The sequence below is a fragment of the Streptomyces sp. NPDC005774 genome (genome assembly GCF_042871645.1).
In the GTDB taxonomy this organism is placed as follows: domain Bacteria; phylum Actinomycetota; class Actinomycetes; order Streptomycetales; family Streptomycetaceae; genus Streptomyces; species Streptomyces pratens.
Genome location: NZ_JBIAIV010000010.1, coordinates 152,742 through 171,177, shown reverse-complemented (window position 1 = coordinate 171,177; position 18,436 = coordinate 152,742). Strand labels below are relative to the sequence as shown.

The 18,436-nt window shown below is 72.8% G+C and carries 14 protein-coding genes; 8 read left to right on the top strand and 6 right to left on the bottom strand.

What is annotated here, in order from left to right; genetic code table 11:
• Positions 1-5: 5 nt before the first annotated feature.
• The 5 genes from ACFYQA_RS12720 to ACFYQA_RS12700 all read right to left on the bottom strand — a co-directional run bounded on the left by ACFYQA_RS12720 (position 6) and on the right by ACFYQA_RS12700 (position 6,742).
• Positions 6-1,604 carry an acyl-CoA carboxylase subunit beta gene (locus ACFYQA_RS12720; RefSeq protein ID WP_388915593.1) on the bottom strand — a complete coding sequence of 533 codons (1,599 nt, stop codon included), beginning with the start codon at positions 1,602-1,604 and terminating at the stop codon, positions 6-8.
• Entirely contained in the window at positions 1,601-3,289 is a 1,689-nt protein-coding gene (locus ACFYQA_RS12715; protein ID WP_388915590.1) for an acyclic terpene utilization AtuA family protein, read from the bottom strand. The genes ACFYQA_RS12720 and ACFYQA_RS12715 overlap by 4 nt, the downstream gene beginning before the upstream one ends.
• Positions 3,286-4,092, bottom strand: coding sequence for a TIGR03084 family metal-binding protein (locus tag ACFYQA_RS12710; protein ID WP_388915587.1), 807 nt, complete (start codon positions 4,090-4,092; stop codon positions 3,286-3,288). The genes ACFYQA_RS12715 and ACFYQA_RS12710 overlap by 4 nt, the downstream gene beginning before the upstream one ends.
• 516 nt (positions 4,093-4,608) lie before the next feature.
• Positions 4,609-5,571, bottom strand: a complete 963-nt coding sequence (locus tag ACFYQA_RS12705) for a DMT family transporter (RefSeq protein WP_388915585.1) — start codon at positions 5,569-5,571, stop codon at positions 4,609-4,611.
• Positions 5,572-5,716: 145 nt separating this feature from the next.
• Positions 5,717-6,742: a hypothetical protein gene (locus ACFYQA_RS12700; RefSeq protein WP_388915582.1), complete on the bottom strand. Its 1,026-nt coding sequence runs from the start codon at positions 6,740-6,742 to the stop codon at positions 5,717-5,719.
• Positions 6,743-7,202: 460 nt separating this feature from the next.
• Here ACFYQA_RS12700 and ACFYQA_RS12695 point away from each other — a divergent pair, with 460 nt between their 5' ends.
• Complete coding sequence (locus ACFYQA_RS12695; RefSeq protein ID WP_388915579.1) at positions 7,203-7,655, top strand: NUDIX hydrolase; 453 nt, start codon at positions 7,203-7,205, stop codon at positions 7,653-7,655.
• A 93-nt stretch (positions 7,656-7,748) separates the two neighbouring features.
• Here ACFYQA_RS12695 and ACFYQA_RS12690 read toward each other — a convergent pair whose 3' ends face one another.
• Positions 7,749-10,670, bottom strand: a complete 2,922-nt coding sequence (locus ACFYQA_RS12690) for an FAD-linked oxidase C-terminal domain-containing protein (protein WP_388915576.1) — start codon at positions 10,668-10,670, stop codon at positions 7,749-7,751.
• Between the two features lie 334 nt (positions 10,671-11,004).
• Here ACFYQA_RS12690 and ACFYQA_RS12685 point away from each other — a divergent pair, with 334 nt between their 5' ends.
• The 7 genes from ACFYQA_RS12685 (at position 11,005) to serC (ending at position 18,413) form a co-directional block, all read left to right on the top strand.
• Positions 11,005-13,317, top strand: coding sequence for an ATP-binding protein (locus ACFYQA_RS12685; RefSeq protein WP_388915573.1), 2,313 nt, complete (start codon positions 11,005-11,007; stop codon positions 13,315-13,317).
• Complete coding sequence (locus tag ACFYQA_RS12680) at positions 13,314-13,721, top strand: roadblock/LC7 domain-containing protein (protein ID WP_055596893.1); 408 nt, start codon at positions 13,314-13,316, stop codon at positions 13,719-13,721. The genes ACFYQA_RS12685 and ACFYQA_RS12680 overlap by 4 nt, the downstream gene beginning before the upstream one ends.
• Positions 13,718-14,065 (top strand): DUF742 domain-containing protein, encoded by a 348-nt coding sequence (locus ACFYQA_RS12675; RefSeq protein WP_332428703.1) that lies wholly within the window; start codon positions 13,718-13,720, stop codon positions 14,063-14,065. The genes ACFYQA_RS12680 and ACFYQA_RS12675 overlap by 4 nt, the downstream gene beginning before the upstream one ends.
• The gene (locus ACFYQA_RS12670) at positions 14,046-14,663 is read left to right on the top strand and encodes an ATP/GTP-binding protein (protein ID WP_386396936.1); all 618 of its coding nucleotides are present in this window, start codon (positions 14,046-14,048) and stop codon (positions 14,661-14,663) included. The genes ACFYQA_RS12675 and ACFYQA_RS12670 overlap by 20 nt, the downstream gene beginning before the upstream one ends.
• Positions 14,660-15,895 carry a cytochrome P450 gene (locus tag ACFYQA_RS12665; RefSeq protein WP_388915568.1) on the top strand — a complete coding sequence of 412 codons (1,236 nt, stop codon included), beginning with the start codon at positions 14,660-14,662 and terminating at the stop codon, positions 15,893-15,895. Before ACFYQA_RS12670 ends, ACFYQA_RS12665 begins: the two co-directional genes overlap by 4 nt.
• Entirely contained in the window at positions 15,892-17,145 is a 1,254-nt protein-coding gene (locus tag ACFYQA_RS12660) for a cytochrome P450 (protein ID WP_388915565.1), read from the top strand. The genes ACFYQA_RS12665 and ACFYQA_RS12660 overlap by 4 nt, the downstream gene beginning before the upstream one ends.
• Positions 17,146-17,294: 149 nt before the next feature.
• Positions 17,295-18,413 carry a phosphoserine transaminase gene (gene serC / locus ACFYQA_RS12655; protein ID WP_388915562.1) on the top strand — a complete coding sequence of 373 codons (1,119 nt, stop codon included), beginning with the start codon at positions 17,295-17,297 and terminating at the stop codon, positions 18,411-18,413.
• Positions 18,414-18,436 lie beyond the last annotated feature (23 nt).

Here is an 18,436-nt window from a genome sequence, read left to right as displayed (position 1 = left end):
TCCCCTCACATCCGGAAGACGCCGAAGCCACCGCGCACGCCCTCGTAGGGCGCCGTGTGGACGGCCGACAGGCACAGGCCGAGGACGGTGCGGGTGTCGCGCGGGTCGATGACGCCGTCGTCGTACAGCCGCCCCGACAGGAACATGGGCAGCGACTCGGACTCGATCTGCTGCTCGACCATGGCGCGCAGCGCCGCGTCCGCCTCGTCGTCGTAGGGCCGGCCCTTCGCCGCCGCCGACTGCCGGGCGACGATGGACAGCACCCCGGCGAGCTGCTGCGGGCCCATGACGGCGGACTTGGCGCCGGGCCAGGCGAACAGGAAGCGCGGGTCGTACGCCCGTCCGCACATGCCGTAGTGCCCGGCGCCGTACGAGGCGCCCATGAGGACCGACAGGTGGGGGACCTTCGAGTTGCTGACCGCGTTGATCATCATGGCGCCGTGCTTGATGATGCCGCCCTGTTCGTACTCCTTGCCGACCATGTAGCCGGTGGTGTTGTGCAGGAAGAGCAGCGGGATGTCGCGCTGGTTGGCGAGCTGGATGAACTGGGCGGCCTTCTGCGACTCCTCGCTGAACAGCACCCCCTGGGCGTTCGCGAGAATGCCCACGGGATAGCCGTGCAGGGCGGCCCAGCCGGTGGTCAGGCTGGTCCCGTAGAGCGGTTTGAACTCGTCGAAGTCGGAGCCGTCGACGATCCGCGCGATCACCTCGCGCGGGTCGAAGGGGATCTTCAGGTCGCCGGGGACGATGCCCAGCAGCTCGTCCTGGTCGTACTTGGGGGGCTCGGCCGGTCCCGGGTCGGGGTAGGCCTTGTGGTGGTTGAGGCGGGCCACGACCCGGCGGGCCTGGCGCAGGGCGTCCGGTTCGTCGACGGCGAAGTAGTCGGCGAGGCCCGAGACGCGCGCGTGCATCCCGGCGCCGCCCAGGGACTCGTCGTCGCTCTCCTCCCCGGTGGCCATCTTCACCAGCGGCGGACCGCCGAGGAACACCTTCGCCCGCTCCTTGACCATGATCACGTGGTCGGACATGCCGGGGATGTACGCGCCCCCGGCGGTGGAGTTGCCGAAGACGACGGCGACGGTCGGGATGCCGGCCGCCGACAGCCTGGTCAGGTCCCGGAAGATCGCCCCGCCGGGGATGAAGATCTCCTTCTGGGAGGGCAGGTCGGCGCCGCCGGACTCCACCAGGCTGATGAACGGCAGCCGGTTGGCGAGCGCGATGTCGTTCGCCCTCAGGGCCTTCTTCAGGCTCCACGGGTTGCTGGCGCCGCCGCGCACCGTCGGGTCGTTGGCCGTGATCAGGCACTCCACGCCCTCGACGACGCCGATCCCGGTGACCAGGGAGGCGCCGGTCGTGTACTCGCTGCCCCAGGCGGCCAGCGGGGACAGTTCCAGGAAGGGGGTGTCGGGATCGAGGAGCAGCTCGATGCGTTCGCGGGCGAGCAGCTTGCCGCGCCCGCGGTGCCGCTCGACGTACTTCTCGCCGCCGCCCGCGAGGGCCTTGGCGTGTTCGGTGTCGAGTGCGGCGAGCTTGCCGAGCATGGCCTCGCGGTGGGCCCGGTGGTCGGGGCCCGCCGTGTCCAGGGCGGATGCGAGGACGGTCACAGGAGGACCTCCGGGATGTCCAGGTGGCGGGAGCGCAGCCATTCGCCGAGCGCCTTGGCCTGCGGGTCGAAACGGGCCTGCGCGGCGACGCCCTCGCCGAGGAGGGACTCGACGACGAAGTTCAGGGCGCGCAGGCGGGGCAGTACGTGCCGGGTGACGGGCAGTGCGGCGGCCTCGGGGATCAGCTCCCGGAAGCGTTCGACGGTCAGCTCGTGCGCGAGCCATCGCCAGGCGTCGTCGTCCCGCGCCCACACCCCGACGTTGGCGTTCCCGCCCTTGTCCCCGCTGCGGGCACCGGCGACCGGTCCGAGGGGGGTGCGTCGGGCCGGGCCGGGTTCCAGGGGTTGGGGCAGTTCCGGCTCCGGCACGTCCGCGAGGACGGCGGTGTCGTGGGGCGGGCCCACCGTGATGCGGCGGCCGTCGTGGAGGACGGCCACATGGTCGACGGCGCCATGGGGGATGTACACATCCTCGAACACCCCGTAGGGGGCGCCCTTCCCCGGTGGCGCCATCACATGGAATCCGGGGTAACTGGCCAGCGCCAGCTCGATGGCGGCCCCGCTCAACGCCCGCCCGACCGCCTCCTGCCCCGGGTCCCGCACGACGAGCCGCAGCAGCGCGCTCGCGGTCTCCTCCGTCTCCGCGTCGGGCCGGTCGGTACGCACGAGCTCCCAGCGCGTCTCGGCGGGCGGCGACGTGGCGAGCGCGCCGGTCATCTGCTCCTTCACGAGGTCCGCCTTGGCCTCGACGTCGAGGCCGGTGAGGACGAACACGACCTCGTTGCGGAATCCGCCGAGCCGGTTGAGCCCGACCTTGAGCGTGGGCGGCGGCGCCTCTCCGCGCACCCCGTCGATCCGTACCCGGTCGGGTCCGTCCTGGGTGAGCCGTACGGTGTCGAGCCGGGCGGTGACGTCCGGCCCGGCGTACCGGGCGCCGCCGGTCTCGTAGAGAAGCTGCGCGGTGACGGTGCCGACGTCGACGAAGCCGCCGGTGCCGGGGTGCTTGGTGATGACGCTGCTGCCGTCCTCGTGCAGTTCGGCGAGCGGAAAGCCGGGCCGCAGGAGGTCGCCGGGGGGCCGCTCGCCGAAGAAGGCGTAGTTGCCGCCGGTGGCCTGGGTTCCGCACTCCAGCACGTGCCCGGCGACGACGGCTCCCGCGAGCCGGTCGTACTCCGTCTCCGCCCACCCGAAGTGCGCGGTGGCCGGGCCGGTGACCAGGGCGGCGTCGGTGACCCGCCCGGTCACGACGATGTCGGCGCCCTCGCGCAGGCAGGCCGCGATGCCGAAGCCGCCGAGGTAGGCGTGCGCGGCGAGGCTGCCGGGGTACCGCGCGGTGAGGTCGTCGCCCTCGACGTGCGCGACCCGCACCGGGACGCCGAGCCGCTCGGCCAGCTCCCGCACGGCACCGGCGAGCCCCGCCGGGTTGAGCCCGCCGGCGTTGGCGACGATCCTCACCCCCCGCTCGTGGGCGAGGCCGAGGCACTCCTCCAGTTGCCGCAGGAAGGTGCGGGCGTACCCGGCGGAGGGGTCCTTGAGCCGGTCGCGGGCGAGGATGAGCATGGTCAGCTCGGCGAGGTAGTCGCCGGTGAGGACGTCGAGCTCACCGCCGGTGAGCATCTCGCGCAGGGCGTCGAAGCGGTCCCCGTAGAACCCGGAGGCGTTCCCGATCCGCAGGGCCGCCGTCACGAGGCGTTCCCCTCGCCCTCCCTTTCGGGCGGGCGTCCGCCCCCGGGTGGCCCGGCGAAGGCCTGGGCGATGTCGAGCCAGCGGTCGGCGTCGGGCCCGTCGGCGGTGAGGGCGAGATCGGCGCGGTGGGCGCGCTGGGTGACCAGGAGGCAGAAGTCGAGCGCGGGCCCGCTGACGCGCTGCGGGGCGTCGACGGGCCCGTAACCCCACAGTTCGCCTCCCGGCGCGACGAGTTCGACGCGGAAGGGGTCGGCGGGCGGGGTGAGCCCGTTCGCTCCGTAGGCGAAGTCCCGGGTCCGCACCCCGAGCCAGGCCACATGCCTCAGCCGGTCGGTGGGTGGCCGCAACACACCGATCGCGTCCGCGAGGTCGAGTCCGTGGGCCCAGGTCTCCATGAGCCGGGCCGTCGCCATGGAGGCCGTCGACATGGGCGGCCCGTACCAGGGGAAGCGCGTGCCGGGGGGCGCGGACCGCAGTCCCTTCTCCAGCGCCGCCCGCCCCTCGCGCCACCGCGCGAGCAGTTCGGCCGGCGCGAGCCGCGCGTACTCCTCGGCGCCCTCGTCGACGAAGGTGTGCGGGGCGGCGAGGGCCTGCTCCACCAGCCCCTGGAACCCTTCCGCGTCCGTGACGGCGAGCAGCGCCGAACGGTCGGTCCAGGCGAGGTGGGCGATCTGATGGGCGACGCTCCACCCGGCGGCGGGCGTCGCGAGTCCCCATTCCTCGGGCCCGAGCCCGGCCACGAGCCGGTCGACCTCCTCGCTCTCCTCACGCAGATCGTCGATCACGGGCGTCGGATCGGACACGGTGCGCTCCCTCGGGGCCCGGCGGTGTGCGGCGCGGTGTGGTGTGGAGCATGACAGGGGCACCCATAACAATCAAGCACGCTTGCATGATTTTGCACGGGAAGCGCGGGCTGCCGATCCGGCCGGCGCGACGTTGTCAACCGTAGGCCGCACCGTGCCGCCGTGACCGGCGACCGACCGCGGTCCGCGGCTTTCGGGCAGACCCTGCGGGCAGTGGACTTCACGTGAAGCCGCCGCTTCATGCGCCGGGGCACGCAAACACGTGAGTCCCATCCCGAAGACGGGATGGGACTCATGTCCGAGCGCCGGGCAGGCCTTGCACCTGCATCTCCCCGCAGGAAGCGGGATATCTTTCCTTGGACCACCGACGCGCGACCGGCAACCGGAGACTCCGGCGACCAGCTCAAGATCAAGTGTACCGTAGCCGGCCGGCCGGACACACCCGGCACCTTCCACCCCGCACGCCGGCCCTTCGCCCCCCTCCGCATCCCGGGGTCCCTCTCGCGAAGGAGGGATCTAGGCGGACTGCCCCGGGAGCGTCTTGGCGCGTCCCCGCCCCACCTGGGTCCGTACCGCCCCCATGCTCGCCGCGATGACCAGGGCGATGGCGGCGGCCTCGGTGAGGGCGAGGGCCTGGCTGAGGATGAGGAAGCCGGCCGCCGCGGCGATGGCCGGTTCCAGGCTCATCAGGATGGCGAACGTGGAGGCGGGCAGCCGGCGCAGGGCGAGGAGTTCCAGGGTGTACGGGAGGACGGAGGAGAGCACCGCGACCGCCGCGCCCAGGGCGAGGGTCGTCGGCTCGATGAGCTTCGTACCGGACTCGGCGATGCCCAGCGGCAGGAACACCAGCGCCGCCACGCCCATGGCGAGGGCGAGCCCGTCGGCCTGCGGGAAGCGGCGGCCCGTCCGCGCGCTGAAGACGATGTAGGCCGCCCACATGACGCCGGCCCCCAGGGCGAAGACGACACCCAGGGGGTCGAGGCTGCCGAAGCTTCCGCCGCCGAGCAGGACGACGCCGGCCAGGGCGAGTCCCGCCCACAGGAAGTTGACGGCCCGTCGGGAGGCCAGGACGGACAGGGCCAGCGGGCCGAGGACCTCCAGGGTGACCGCCGTACCGAGCGGGATGCGGGCGACGGACTGGTAGAAGAGGCCGTTCATCCCGGCCATCGCGAGCCCGAAGACGATCACCGTGGTCCAGTCGGCGCGCGAATGTCCGCGCAGCCGGGGCCGGCACACCAGCAGCAGCACGATCGCGGCCACCAGCAGGCGAAGCGTCACGACGCCGAGCGCACCGGCCCGTGGCATCAGGGTCACCGCGAGGGCGCCGCCGAACTGGACGGATATCCCGCCCGCCAGGACCAGTCCGACCGGCCCCAGGGATCCGCGCCCGCGCGGGGCGCCGTCCGGTGCGGACGCGTGTGCCCGGCTCGTCGCGGGGACGGCCGGGCTGGGCGGGGTGGCGGCGCTGGGGGTGGTCACGGGCATTCCTGGGGCTCGGCACGGGGAGGGGGACTCGGGTCGGGCATCACGCGTCGTGGTGCGCCGCCCGGTCCAGGGTAGTGGCCTCAGGACAGCACCATGAAGCATCTACGTACCTGACGATGGGTTCCTTGCCCCGCCCGGGTCAACTCCGTCCGTCATGCGGACCACACGCCTCCGGGACCCCGCGTGCGTTCCGTTCCCCTCCCCTGTCCGATGACGCCCCCGGACACCCTCCGCCGTCAGGGGCGCCGGGGCGGGGTGGGGGCGGGGTGGGGGCGGGGCGCCGGGCCGGGTAGACGAGGTCGGGGATCTCCACGTCCAGCTCACGCAGGCGGGCGGCCACCTCGGCCGGACTCCTGCCCGTCCTGCTCACCACGGCCAGGATCTTCGCGGCGCCCGTCGACTCGTGGCTCCGGGGTACGGCCTCCAGCAGGCCGCCGTCGCGTACCTCGAGCGCGGGCGGCACGTGGACGTCGTGGCCGAGCCGGGCCAGGCGTTCCCCGATCTCCTGAGGGCTCCGGCCGGTGACCTCCGCCGCACGCAGCACGTGCCGCAGTGACGGGGTCCTCCCCCACTGGAGCCAGGGCCTGCGGCCGTCCAGTTCCTCACTGAGCAGGAGGATGTCCTCCTCCTCGAAACCGCCCTCGTCGGGCAGGGGCGGGTTGTGGTGGCCGAGTTCCCCGAGCCGGGCCACGACCGGGGCGTGCGCCACGGCGGCCGCGATCTCGTCCTGGAACTCGCTGTTCTGCAGCCCCAGATGGCGCAGGGAGGGCAGCCGCTCGCCGGTCAGCAGCGGCCGGAGATCCTCCAGGGTGGTGTCGCAGCCGTAGTACTCGTCGCCCAGCCACAGCTCCAGGCATTCCAGGGACGGCAGGTCGGACGCGGCCACGTTGCGCGTGACCTGGGCGGGCAGGCCGCCGGTCTCGAAGCGCAGGGTGCGCAGCCCCTCGTGGCGGACGACGGGGAACTCGAGTTCCTTGCCGCCGCGCACACCGAGTTCCCGCAACCCGGGGTACGCCCGCAGGACGGGAGCGAGGTCGGACTGGTCCATCCAGGAGATCTCGCTCTCCTCCATGACGACGTCACCGAGGAACAGCGCTTCCAGGCCGGTCAACCGGGAACTCAGCCCGACGAGCCTGTCGACCGCCTCGTCGGGCCAGCCGTCCATGCCGTACCACGGATTGCCGACGACGAGCGCGCACCTCTTCCAGCGGCACGGTCTCGGTGAAGCGGTCCCAGTACGTGTCCGAGCCCTCGTCCCCGCTCTCCATACCGGCCCGCGGGCACCACGCCACGGAAGTGGGATCGGCCGGCAGGGGGCGGGCGGCGGGGCTCTGCGGGAAGGTCAGGACGGGAAGGCCATGGAAATGGTCCAAGTGATCTACAAAACTCGAGTGTTGAGGCACATCGGCCGGAAACTCCACAGCGGCTCCTAGGGTGTTGGGGGCTGAGGTGCGCCCAGCTCTAGCAGCAGCCTGTGACACCGGACGGAGAGGTCCTGCCCGAGAAGTCCTGGCAGAAGCGTCGGAGGTGTCGGAGGTGTCGGCGGGCGAGGGGCGGGCACCGGGACGGGTACCGTCCCAACCGGTGAAACCCCTGTCCGCCCCACTCCTACCTCCCGAGGCCCCGTGCGACGACTCATTGCCCGTCTCTGGCGACTTCTGCGCCCCGTCCAGAGCCGCGTCATGTGGTTCCTGAACGCCAAGTTCGTGGTCGGTGTGACCGGCGTCGTGCGCGACGACGAGGGGCGGGTCCTGCTGCTCCGGCACCGGATGTGGCCGCCGGGCCGCCAGTGGGGCCTGCCGAGCGGCTTCGCGCACAAGGACGAGGACTTCCGGCAGACGGTGGTGCGCGAGGTCAAGGAGGAGACCGGCCTCGATGTGGAGGCGGGCCGTCTCGTGATGCTGAACAGCGGTTTCCGCACCCGCCTGGAGGTGGCCTACGAGGCCCGCCTGCTGGGCGGCGAGCTGCGCCTGGACCCCTTCGAGATCCTGGAGGCCCGCTGGTGCCGCCCGGACGACCTCCCCGAGGACATACAACCGGTGTGCGGGCCGCTGGTACGGGGCGAGACGGTGCCGTGACGGCCGTCGCCGTACCTGCGGGTGGCGGAGAACCGGGGGCAGAGGCTGGGGCAGCTCAACTGAGCGCGCCGGGGGCATAAGGGCAATGACTGCTCACTCGTTTTCCAGAGCCTCCGCCAGCACCTCCGCCAGGTGCCTGCTCCGCACTCCCGCCAGCTGCTCCAGCTGTGTCCGGCAGGAGAAGCCGTCGGCCAGGACCACCGCCCCGTCCGGTGCCTCCCGCACCGCCGGCAGAAGCTGGTCCTCCGCGCAGGCCGTGGACACCTCGTAATGGCCTTTCTCGAAGCCGAAGTTGCCCGCGAGCCCGCAGCAGCCGCCGCTCAGTTCGCCGGTGAGGCCCGCCGCGGCACGCAGCCCGCGGTCTGCCGTGTCGCCGAGGACCGCGTGCTGGTGGCAGTGGGTCTGGCCGGTGACGGGGCGGTTCAGGTTCGGCGGAGTCCAGTCGGGGGCGTACTGCTCCAGGGTCTCCGCGAAGGTGCGTACCCGCGCGGCGAGTTGGGCCGCGCGGGGGTCGTCGTGCAGCAGCTCCGGCGCGTCCGTGCGCAGGGCCGCCGCGCAGCTCGGTTCCAGGACGACGACCGGGGCATCCGTGGCCAGTACCGGTTCCATGAGGTCGAGGGTGCGCCGCAGCACCGCGCGGGCGTGGTCGAGCTGGCCGGTGGAGATGTACGTCAGGCCGCAGCAGACCCGGCCCCGGCGGGCGGTCAGCAGTCGTGCCGCCGACCGTGAGCGCCCGTCCCCCACCGGGCGCCCGTCCGGTCGCAGCGTCGGCGGCAGGGCCACCCGCAGGCCCGCCGCCTCCAGGACCCGTACGGCAGCCTGTCCCACGGAGGGCGAGAGGTGCTCGGTGAAGGTGTCCGGCCACAGGACCACCAGGTCACCGGCGCCGGACCCGATCCCGGAGCCGGAACCAGCCCTGTCACCGTCACCGTCACCGGAGGGCACGGCACTCCTCCGCCCCCGCCACCACCGCGTGAACGTCTCCCCCGCCACCCGTGGGATCTCCCGTTCCCCCGCGATCCCGCCCAGCCGCTTCGCCACCCGGGCGAGCGGGCCCACCGAGGCCAGGCCGTTGACCAGCCCCGCCGACCTCGTCCGTGCCACCCAGCCCAGCCACACCGGCAGCCGGCCCATCGCGTAATGGGCGGCGGGACGGCGGCGGCCGGCGTAGTGGTGGTGGAGGAACTCCGCCTTGTAGGTGGCCATGTCGACCCCGACCGGGCAGTCCGAACGGCAGCCCTTGCAGGACAGGCACAGGTCCAGGGCGTCCCGTACCTCCGTGGAGCGCCAGCCGTCGGTCACCAGCTCGCCGGCGAGCATCTCGTGCAGCAGGCGGGCGCGTCCGCGCGTGGAGTGCTCCTCCTCGCCCGTCGCCCGGAAGGAGGGGCACATCACCGCCGGCCCCGACACCGACGTCGTACGGCACTTGGCGACGCCCACGCAGCGGCGGACGGCCGCCGAGAAGTCGCCGCCGTCGGACGGGTAGCCGAAGACGACGTCCACCGGCTTGCTCGGCAGGACGGAGAAGCGGAGGTTCGTGTCCAGGGGCGCGGGGCGCACCAGCATCCCCGGGTTGAGCAGGTCGTCCGGGTCCCAGACGCCCTTCACCCGCTCGAAGAGGGCCACCATGTCCGGGCCGTACATGCGTGGCAGCAGTTCGGCGCGCGCCTGTCCGTCGCCGTGTTCGCCGGAGAGCGAGCCGCCGTGTGCCACGACCAGGCCGGCCAGTTCCTCGGAGAAACGGCGGAAGCGGGCGATGCCCGGGCCGGTCAGCAGGTCGAAGTCGATCCGGACGTGGATGCAGCCGTCCCCGAAGTGCCCGTACGGGGCGCCGCGCAGTCCGTGGTCGGCCAGCAGGCTCCGGAAGTCCCGCAGGTACGCGCCGAGCCGGGCGGGCGGTACCGCGCAGTCCTCCCAGCCGGGCCAGGCCTCGGTCCCGTCCGTCATCCGGGTCGCCGTACCGGACGCGTCCTCCCGGATCCGCCACAGCGTCCGCTGCCGGGCGGGGTCGGTGACCACCAGGGCGTCCAGGACGTCCGCCGCGCGGACGATCGCCTGCGCACGCGCGCGTGCCTCCGCCTCCGTGTCCCCGCCGGTCTCCACGAACAGCCAGGCCCCTCCGCGCGGGAGATCCACCGCGGACGGCACGAGGTCGGCCGCCATGCCCTCCACGGTCAGCGGCCCGTGCTCCAGCAGTCCGGCCGCCGCCTCGGCGGCCCCGGCCTCGTCGGCGTACGCCAGCACGGCGAGCGCACGCGCGCAGGGCGCCCGTACGAGGTCCACGACCGCCTCCGTGAGCACGCCCAGCGTGCCCTCCGAGCCGCAGAAGGAGCGGGCGACGTCGGCGCCCTTCTCGGGCAGCAGGGCGTCCAGGGCGTATCCGGAGATACGGCGGGGCAGCTCGGGGAAGCCGGTGCGCAGGCGGGCGAGTTCGCCCTCGGCCAGTTCCCGCAGTCCCGCCGGGGCCCCGGCCCATGCCTGTCCCAGCGGCAGCCGCTCACCGCGCGGGGTGACGACCGACAGGTGCCGCACGCTGTCCGCCGTCGTGCCCCAGGCGACGGAGTGGGAGCCACAGGAGTTGTTGCCGATCATGCCGCCGAGGGTGCAGCGGCTGTGGGTGGAGGGGTCGGGGCCGAAGCGCAGCCCGTGCGGGGCGGCGGCCTCCTGGAGCCGGTCGAGGACGAGACCGGGCTGGACGACGGCCGTACGGGCCTGAGGATCGAGGGAGAGCAAGCGGTTCATGTGCCGGGTGAAGTCGAGCACCACACCGGTGCCGGTGGCCTGCCCCGCGATCGACGTGCCGCCACCGCGCGGCACCACGGGGACGCCGTACGTCCGGCAGACCGACAGCGCCGCCGCCACGTCGTCGGCGTCCCGGGGAGCCACCACGCCCAGCGGCACCCGGCGGTAGTTGGAGGCGTCCATGGTCGTCAGCGCCCGCGCGGTGGTGCCGAAGTCCACCTCGCCGCGCACGGCCGCGCGCAGCCCTGCCCGCAGTTCCCGCAGATCCGTCATGTTCTCAGGATGCCTCGGGGACCGGCGGGGGCGCCGCCGGCCGCCCCCGCGCCCGCCTCCGTATCCGCCTCCGCGCCCGCGCCCGCGCCCGCCTCCGTATCCGTCCCCGTCCCCGCGCGGCACCCGCTCGGCGCCCCTCCCGAAAACCGGAACCGGATTCTTCCCAAGCTGATCACAAACTCTCATATAGTGAGCGCGAGTTGCGCGCAGTTGTCGGACCCCGCTCCAAAAGCGACCCCGGAACCGGGTCCGGCGACCCCATCGAACCGCCCGAGCGCCGCATGGACGACGGCACCGGGCGGACCCGACCGAGGACCGATCGAGGACCTGATTGATGACCTCCCCCCTGCTCCCCGGTGACCGCCCCACACCCCGCAGCCTGTTGCCCGTCCCCCTGTTCACCGCGGTGCTCTCCGCGGTCGCGGTGCTCACCGCGGTGCTGCTGGGACCGGAACCCGCACGCGGCGCCGTCGGGACGACCGGGATGGTGGCGACCCTGCTGCTGTGTGCGGCCGTCACCTGGGCCACCCACGCCGTCCTGTCCGCGCGGGCGCTCCGCAGGCGGCTGGAGACGGCCAACCTGGACGTCGACCGGCTGATTCAGGAACGCACCCGGCAGGCGGAGGAGGCCCGCCGCCAGCACGAGCGGCTGACCGGCGAACTCACCCGGGAACGGGCCCGCCTGTCGGCCGAGCTGGACCAGGAGCGGGCCCGCCTCGCCCAGTCCCTGGCGGCGGAACGCGATCGCCTCAACGAACAACACTCCATCACCACCGAACGGTTGGCGCAGGAGCACACCGCCGAACGGGCCCGGCTCACCGATGACCACACCGCCGAGCGGGCCCGGCTCACCGAGCAGCACGCCGCCGAGATCGCCCGCCTCACGGACGACCACACGGCCGCGCTCTCCCGGGTCGCCGACGAGCACGCCGGGGAACTGCGCCGACGCGACGAGGAACACGCCTCCCACACCAGCGCGTTGACGCAGGAGCACACCGTCGAGCGCGACCGGCTCGGCCAGGTGCGCGACCGGCTGAGCGAGGAACGGGACCGGCTGTCCCGGGACCGGGACCGGCACATCGACGAGAACGCACGGCTGGCCGTCCGGCTGCGCGAGTCCAACAGCTCCCGTGCGGCGGCGCTTTCCGCGACCGCCAACGTCGCCGGCCGTATGCAGGCCCTGTCCACCGGCATGCTCGCGGACCTGCGCGCGATGGAGGAGAAGCATCACGACGAGGAGGTCCTCGCGGATCTCCTCCACCTCGACCACCGCACCGCGCAGGCGGGCAGGCTCGCCGACTCCGTCGCCATCCTCACCGGCGCCCGTTCGGGCCGTCGTTGGGCCCGGCCGATCGGCATGGAGTCGATCCTGCGCGGCGCCATGGGCCGGATCAGCGGCTACCAGCGCATCCGCGTCCACTCCGCGAGCGACATCGCCGTCGCCGGGCACGCCGCCGAGGGCGTGATGCACGCGGTCGCCGAACTCCTCGACAACGCGGCCAACTTCTCGCCGCCGACCGCCGAGGTGCACGTCTACGTCGAGGAGGTACCGGCCGGGGTCATCGTGTCCGTCGAGGACAGCGGGCTCGTCATGGGCGAGGCCCAGCTGCGGCGCGCCGAGCGGGCGGTCTCCGGCGAGACCACCGGGCTCGGCGGCCTCACCGGCACCCGGCTCGGTCTCGCCGTGGTGGGCCGGCTGGCCCGGCGGTACGGCCTCACGGTCTCCTACCGGCCCTCGGCCCGCGGCGGCACGGGCGTCCTCATACTCGTCCCGCAGGACATCCTCGTACCGCCGGACGCTCCCAGGGCGCCGTCCGCCGCCGCACCGGCCTCCCTCTCCTCGTCCGTCCCGGCCGCACCGACGGCTCCCACCACGACACCGGCACGGTCCGCGCCGTCCGCTTCGGCCGCATCGTCCGGAGAGACCGCGTCGTCCGGGAAGACAGCCGGGAAGTCGTCCGGGAAGACCCCGGCGACGGCGCCGGACGAGTCGTCGGGCCCGACCCTGCCCCGCCGTCGCGGCAACCGCCCGGCCGACGCACCGGCGGCCCACCCGGCCGACAGCGCAGCCGAGAGCGCAGCCGAGAAGACGACCGGCAGCACGGCCCCGGAGCCGAGCCGCGGCATCCCGTCCGGCGCGATCCCGGCACCACGGAACCCGGTCCCGCGCACCACCTCCCGCACGACGCCCACGGCGAGGACCACCGGCCACTCGTACGCGGCGTCCCGCGCCGGAGCCGACGGCCTCGACCCCGACCCGGTGCCCGCGCACGATTCCGCCGGCCGGGACACGGACACGCCCCCGCTGAACCTCCCCCGCCGCCGTCGCGGCCGGACCCTGGCCGAGGCCGAGCGCACCCGCGGCACCAGCCGTGCCGACGCCCCGCCCATGACTCCGCCCACCGCCGAGGAGACGAAGGCCCGCACGGCCCGCTTCAGCAGCTTCCGCCAGGCCGTACGCGCCACCGCCACGGAACCGGCCCCGGACCCCGCGACAGACCCCGCGACAGACGCGACCACAGACACGGCCACAGACACGGCCACAGGCCTCGGAGGCACCGCAGGCACCCCGAACGGGGACGCCGAAGCGATCACCTCCACCCCCGCATCCACTCCCGCAACACCGGAAGGCGACACCACCTCATGACCGGCACGACGACCGCCGACGAGAAGCTCACCTGGCTGATAGAGGGCCTGCTGGAGCGCACCCCGGGCGCGCGGCACGCGCTCGTGCTGTCCAGGGACGGCCTGAAACTGTGCCGCACCCCCGAACTCTCCGCCGACCAGGCCGACCAGCTCGCCGCGATCGCCGCGGGCATCCAGTCGCTGTCGCACGGCGCGTCCGTGGAGTTCGGCGACGGCAGCGGAGGCGTCCGCTCGGCGATGACCGAGTTCTACGGGGGCGTGCTGTTCATCGTGGAGGCCGGCCAGGGCGCGCACCTGGCCGTGGTCACCAGTGAGGACGCCGACGCCGGGCTCATCGGACACAACATGAGCGAGCTCGTGGAGCAGCTCGGGGAGCACCTGACCGCTCCGCCGCGCTCCGCATGAGCAGGCCGGGCAGGGACGACTCCCCGGACCGCCTCTACACCCTCACCGGCGGACGCAGTCGGTCCGGGCCCGACAACCCCTTCGACCTGGTCACGCTGGTCGTCGCCGAATGCGATCCGGTGCCCGGCATGCAGTCCGAGCACGCCGCGATCCTGCGGCTGACCGAACGACCCACGGCGGTCGTGGAGATCGCGGCCGAGCTGAGACTGCCGGTGAGCATCACCCGCATCCTGCTCGCCGACCTCCAGGCGTCGGGCCGCGTCAGCGCCCGGCACCCGCGCAAGACCGCCGTACCCGACCCCGACATCCTGGAGCAGGTGCTCGTTGGACTCCGCAACCTCTGACACGCGTACACCACTGGGCGCGTCGGCCGACAACGGCCTCAAGATCGTGGTCGTGGGCGGCTTCGGCGCCGGCAAGACGACAATGGTCCGCTCGGTGAGCGAGATACGTCCCCTCAACACCGAGGAGACGATGACCCAGGCCGGCGAGGCCGTCGACGACCTCAGCGGGGTGCACGGCAAGACCTCGACGACCGTGGCCTTCGACTTCGGCCGCATCACCCTGGACAGCCACAACGTGCTGTACCTGTTCGGGGCGCCCGGCCAGGAGCGCTTCTGGTTCCTGTGGGACCGGCTGTTCTCCGGCACCCTGGGCGCGGTCGTCCTGGTCGACACCCGGCGCATCGACGACTCCTGGTACGCCATCGACCGGCTGGAGAAGCACGGCACGCCGTTCATCGTGGCCTGCAACGACTTCGGCGGCCCCGCCTTCGCGCCGGAACAGATCCGTGAGGCCCTCGACCTCGATCCGCACGTACCGCTGGTCACCTGTGACGCGCGTTCCCGGGAGTCCAGCAAGCTGGTGCTGATCACGCTGGTGGAGCACATCCAGACCCTCTACGCCGACCAGGCCCGAGCCCCCCGTCAGGAGCTGGTGTGAGCCCCGCTTCCGCTCCCCACCCCGTCCACTTCAGCGGGCCCCTGCTCCAGGACGACCCGGCAGGGGTGTACCGGGAGCTGCGGCGCGACCACGGCAGCGTGGTCCCGGTGATCCTGGACGGCGACGTACCGGCCTGGCTGGTGCTCGGCTACCGCGAGCTGCACCAGGTCACCGGGGACCCGGTGCTGTTCAGCCGCGATTCCGACCTGTGGAACCAGTGGGAGAACATCCCCGACGACTGGCCGCTGCTGCCGATGATCGGCCGTAAACAGCCGTCGATCCTCTACACCGTCGGCGAGCGGCACCGCGAGCGGGCCGGGATGCTGGTCAACGCGCTGGAGGCGGTGGACCCGTTCGAACTGCGCGGCTACGCCGAGAAGTTCGCCGACGAGCTGATCGACGGCATCTCCCCCCAGGGCGCGGCCGACATCGTCAACGAGTTCGCGACGCTGCTGCCCGTACGCGTACTGGCCCGGCTCTACGGCTTCTCCGACGAGCAGGGGCCGGCGCTCGTCACCGCCCTCAACGACATGATCGACGGGCGGGAGCGGGCGCTGGCCGGCCAGAACCACCTGTTCACGTCGATGACCGAGCTGGTCGCCGCGCGCAGGAAGGAGCCCGCCGACGACGTGGCGTCGCGGATGCTCGCCGACACCTCCGGGTTCACCGACGAGGAGATCGTCCAGGACCTGATGGTGATGATGGCGGCCGGACACCAGCCGACCGCCGACTGGATCGGCAACTCCCTGCACCTGATGCTGACGGACAAGCGGTTCGCCGCCTCCCTGTTCGGCGGCCGCAACAGCGTCGCCGAGGCGATGAACGAGGTGCTGTGGGAGGACACTCCCACCCAGAACGTGGCCGGCCGTTGGGCCTCCCGCGACACCCAGCTGGGCGGGCGCCGTGTCCGCGCCGGCGACATGCTGCTCCTCGGCCTCCAGGGCGCCAACTCCGATCCGCAGGTACGGACCGACAGCTCGGCCCTGACCGGCGGCAACAGCGCGCACTTCTCCTTCGGCCACGGGGAGCACCGCTGCCCGTTCCCGGCCCAGGAGATCTCCGAGGTGATCGCACGGACCGGCATCGAGGTCGTCCTGGACCGCCTGCCGGACATCGACCTGGCGGTGCCGGCCCCGTCCCTGTCCCGCCGCCCGTCACCGTGGCTGCGCGGCATGTCCGAACTCCCGGTCACCTTCACACCCACTCCCGCCCTTGGAGGCTCCCTCACATGACGGCTGGTACGGACACACAGACGCCCGCGCCCGGCACCGAGGGGAACCCCATCCCCCTGGACCCGTTCGTCTCCGACCTGGACGCGGAGAGCGCGGCACTGCGCGCCGCGGGACCGCTCGCACGCGTGGTCCTGCCGGGCGACGTGCCGGTATGGGCGGTCACGCACCACGCCGAGGCCAAGAAGCTGCTCACCGACCCGCGTCTGGTGAAGGACATCAACGTCTGGGGCGCCTGGCAGCGCGGCGAGATCGCTCCCGACTGGCCGCTGATCGGGCTGGCCAACCCGCCCCGCTCCATGCTGACCGTGGACGGCGCCGACCACCGCCGCCTGCGCACCCTGGTCGCGCAGGCGCTCACCGTGCGCCGGGTGGAGCGGATGCGTGAGCGCATCACGGAGCTGACCGAGGGCCTGCTGGACCAGGTGGCCGAGGCGCAGGGCGAGACGGTCGACCTGAAGGCCCTGTTCGCCTACCCGCTGCCGATGTACGTGATCGCCGACCTGATGGGGCTGGCGGAGGAACGGCTGCCGCGCCTGAAGGAACTCTTCGAGAAGTTCTTCTCGACGCAGACCCCGCCCGAGGAGGTCATCGCGACGCTGACCGAGCTGGCCGGGATCATGGCCGAGGCGGTCGCGCACAAGCGCGAGAACCCGGGCGACGACCTGACCTCCGCGCTCATCCAGGCGTCGGAGAACGGCGACCGTCTCGCGGACGAGGAGATCGTCGCCACGCTCCAGCTGATGGTGGCGGCCGGCCACGAGACGACGATCTCCCTCATCGTCAACGCGGTGGTGAACCTCTCCACCCACCCGGAGCAGCGGGAGCTGGTGCTGTCCGGCAAGGCCGACTGGTCGGCGGTGGTCGAGGAGACACTGCGGTACGCGACCCCCACCTCCCACGTCCTGATCCGGTTCGCGACCGAGGACGTGCCCGTCGGGGACAAGGTCCTGCCGGCCGGGGAGGCGCTGATCGTGTCGTACGCCGCGATCGGCCGGGACGAGCAGGCGCACGGCCCGACGGCCGGCGACTTCGACATCACCCGGGAGAGCGCCAACCGGCACATCTCCTTCGGCCACGGCCCGCACGTGTGCCCCGGCGCGGCCCTGTCCCGCCTGGAGGCGGGCGTGGCCCTGCCGGCCCTGTACGCGCGCTTCCCGAAGCTGGACCTGGCGGTCCCGGCGGACGTACTGCGCAACAAGCCGGTGGTCACGCAGAACGACCTGTACGAGCTGCCGGTGACCCTGGGCTGACGTACGAAGACCGGACCGAACGGCCGGGCGGACGGGCATTTCCCGTCCGCCCGGCCGTTCGGCCGCTCCTCCCGTCCGCGTCTCATCCGCGTCTCAGCCGACGGACGATGTTGCGCCCGGGTTTCCCCGAGCCGCTAGGCTCCGTGGTTGTGGCTGAGATCCGGATTCCTGCTGACATCAAGCCCGCCGACGGTCGTTTCGGCGCGGGCCCCTCCAAGGTGCGGACGGAAGCGCTGGACGCGCTGGCCGCGACCGGCACATCCCTGCTGGGCACCTCCCACCGCCAGGCCCCGGTGAAGAACCTGGTCGGCGACGTGCGCAAGGGCATCGGCGAGTTGTTCCGGCTCCCCGAGGGCTACGAGGTCGTCCTCGGCAACGGCGGCTCCACCGCGTTCTGGGACATCGCGACCCACGGCCTGATCGAGAACAAGTCGCAGCACCTCACCTTCGGCGAGTTCAGCTCCAAGTTCGCCAAGGCCGCCAAGCTCGCCCCGTGGCTCGCCGAGCCGACCGTCGTCTCCGCCGACCCGGGCACGCACCCGGAGGCGGCCGCCGAGGCCGGCGTGGACGTCTACGCCTTCACGCACAACGAGACCTCCACCGGCGTCGCCATGCCGATCAAGCGGGTGCCCGGCGCCGACAAGGGCTCCCTCGTCCTGGTGGACGCGACGAGCGGCGCGGGCGGCCTGCCCGTCGACATCGCCGAGACGGACGTCTACTACTTCGCCCCGCAGAAGTCCTTCGCCTCCGACGGCGGCCTGTGGATCGGCGTCTTCTCCCCGGCCGCGCTCGAGCGCGCCGAGCGCGTCCACGCGTCCGGCCGCCACGTCCCGGAGTTCTTCTCGCTCCCCACGGCGATCGACAACTCCCGCAAGAACCAGACGTACAACACCCCGGCCCTCGCCACCCTGTTCCTCCTCGACGAGCAGCTGAAGTGGCTCAACGGCCAGGGCGGCCTCGACTTCGCGACCGGCCGCACCAAGGACTCGTCGTCCCGCCTGTACGGCTGGGCCGAGGAGTCGAAGTTCGCGACCCCGTTCGTCACCGACCCGGCGAAGCGCTCCCAGGTCATCGGCACCATCGACTTCACCGACGAGATCGACGCCGCCGCGATCGCCAAGGTGCTGCGCGCCAACGGCATCGTCGACACCGAGCCCTACCGCAAGCTCGGCCGCAACCAGCTCCGCGTCGCGATGTTCCCGGCCATCGACCCGGCGGACGTCGAGGCCCTGACGGCGTGCGTCGACTACGTCATCGGACAGCTGTAACCGCTCCCCGTACGACAGCGAAA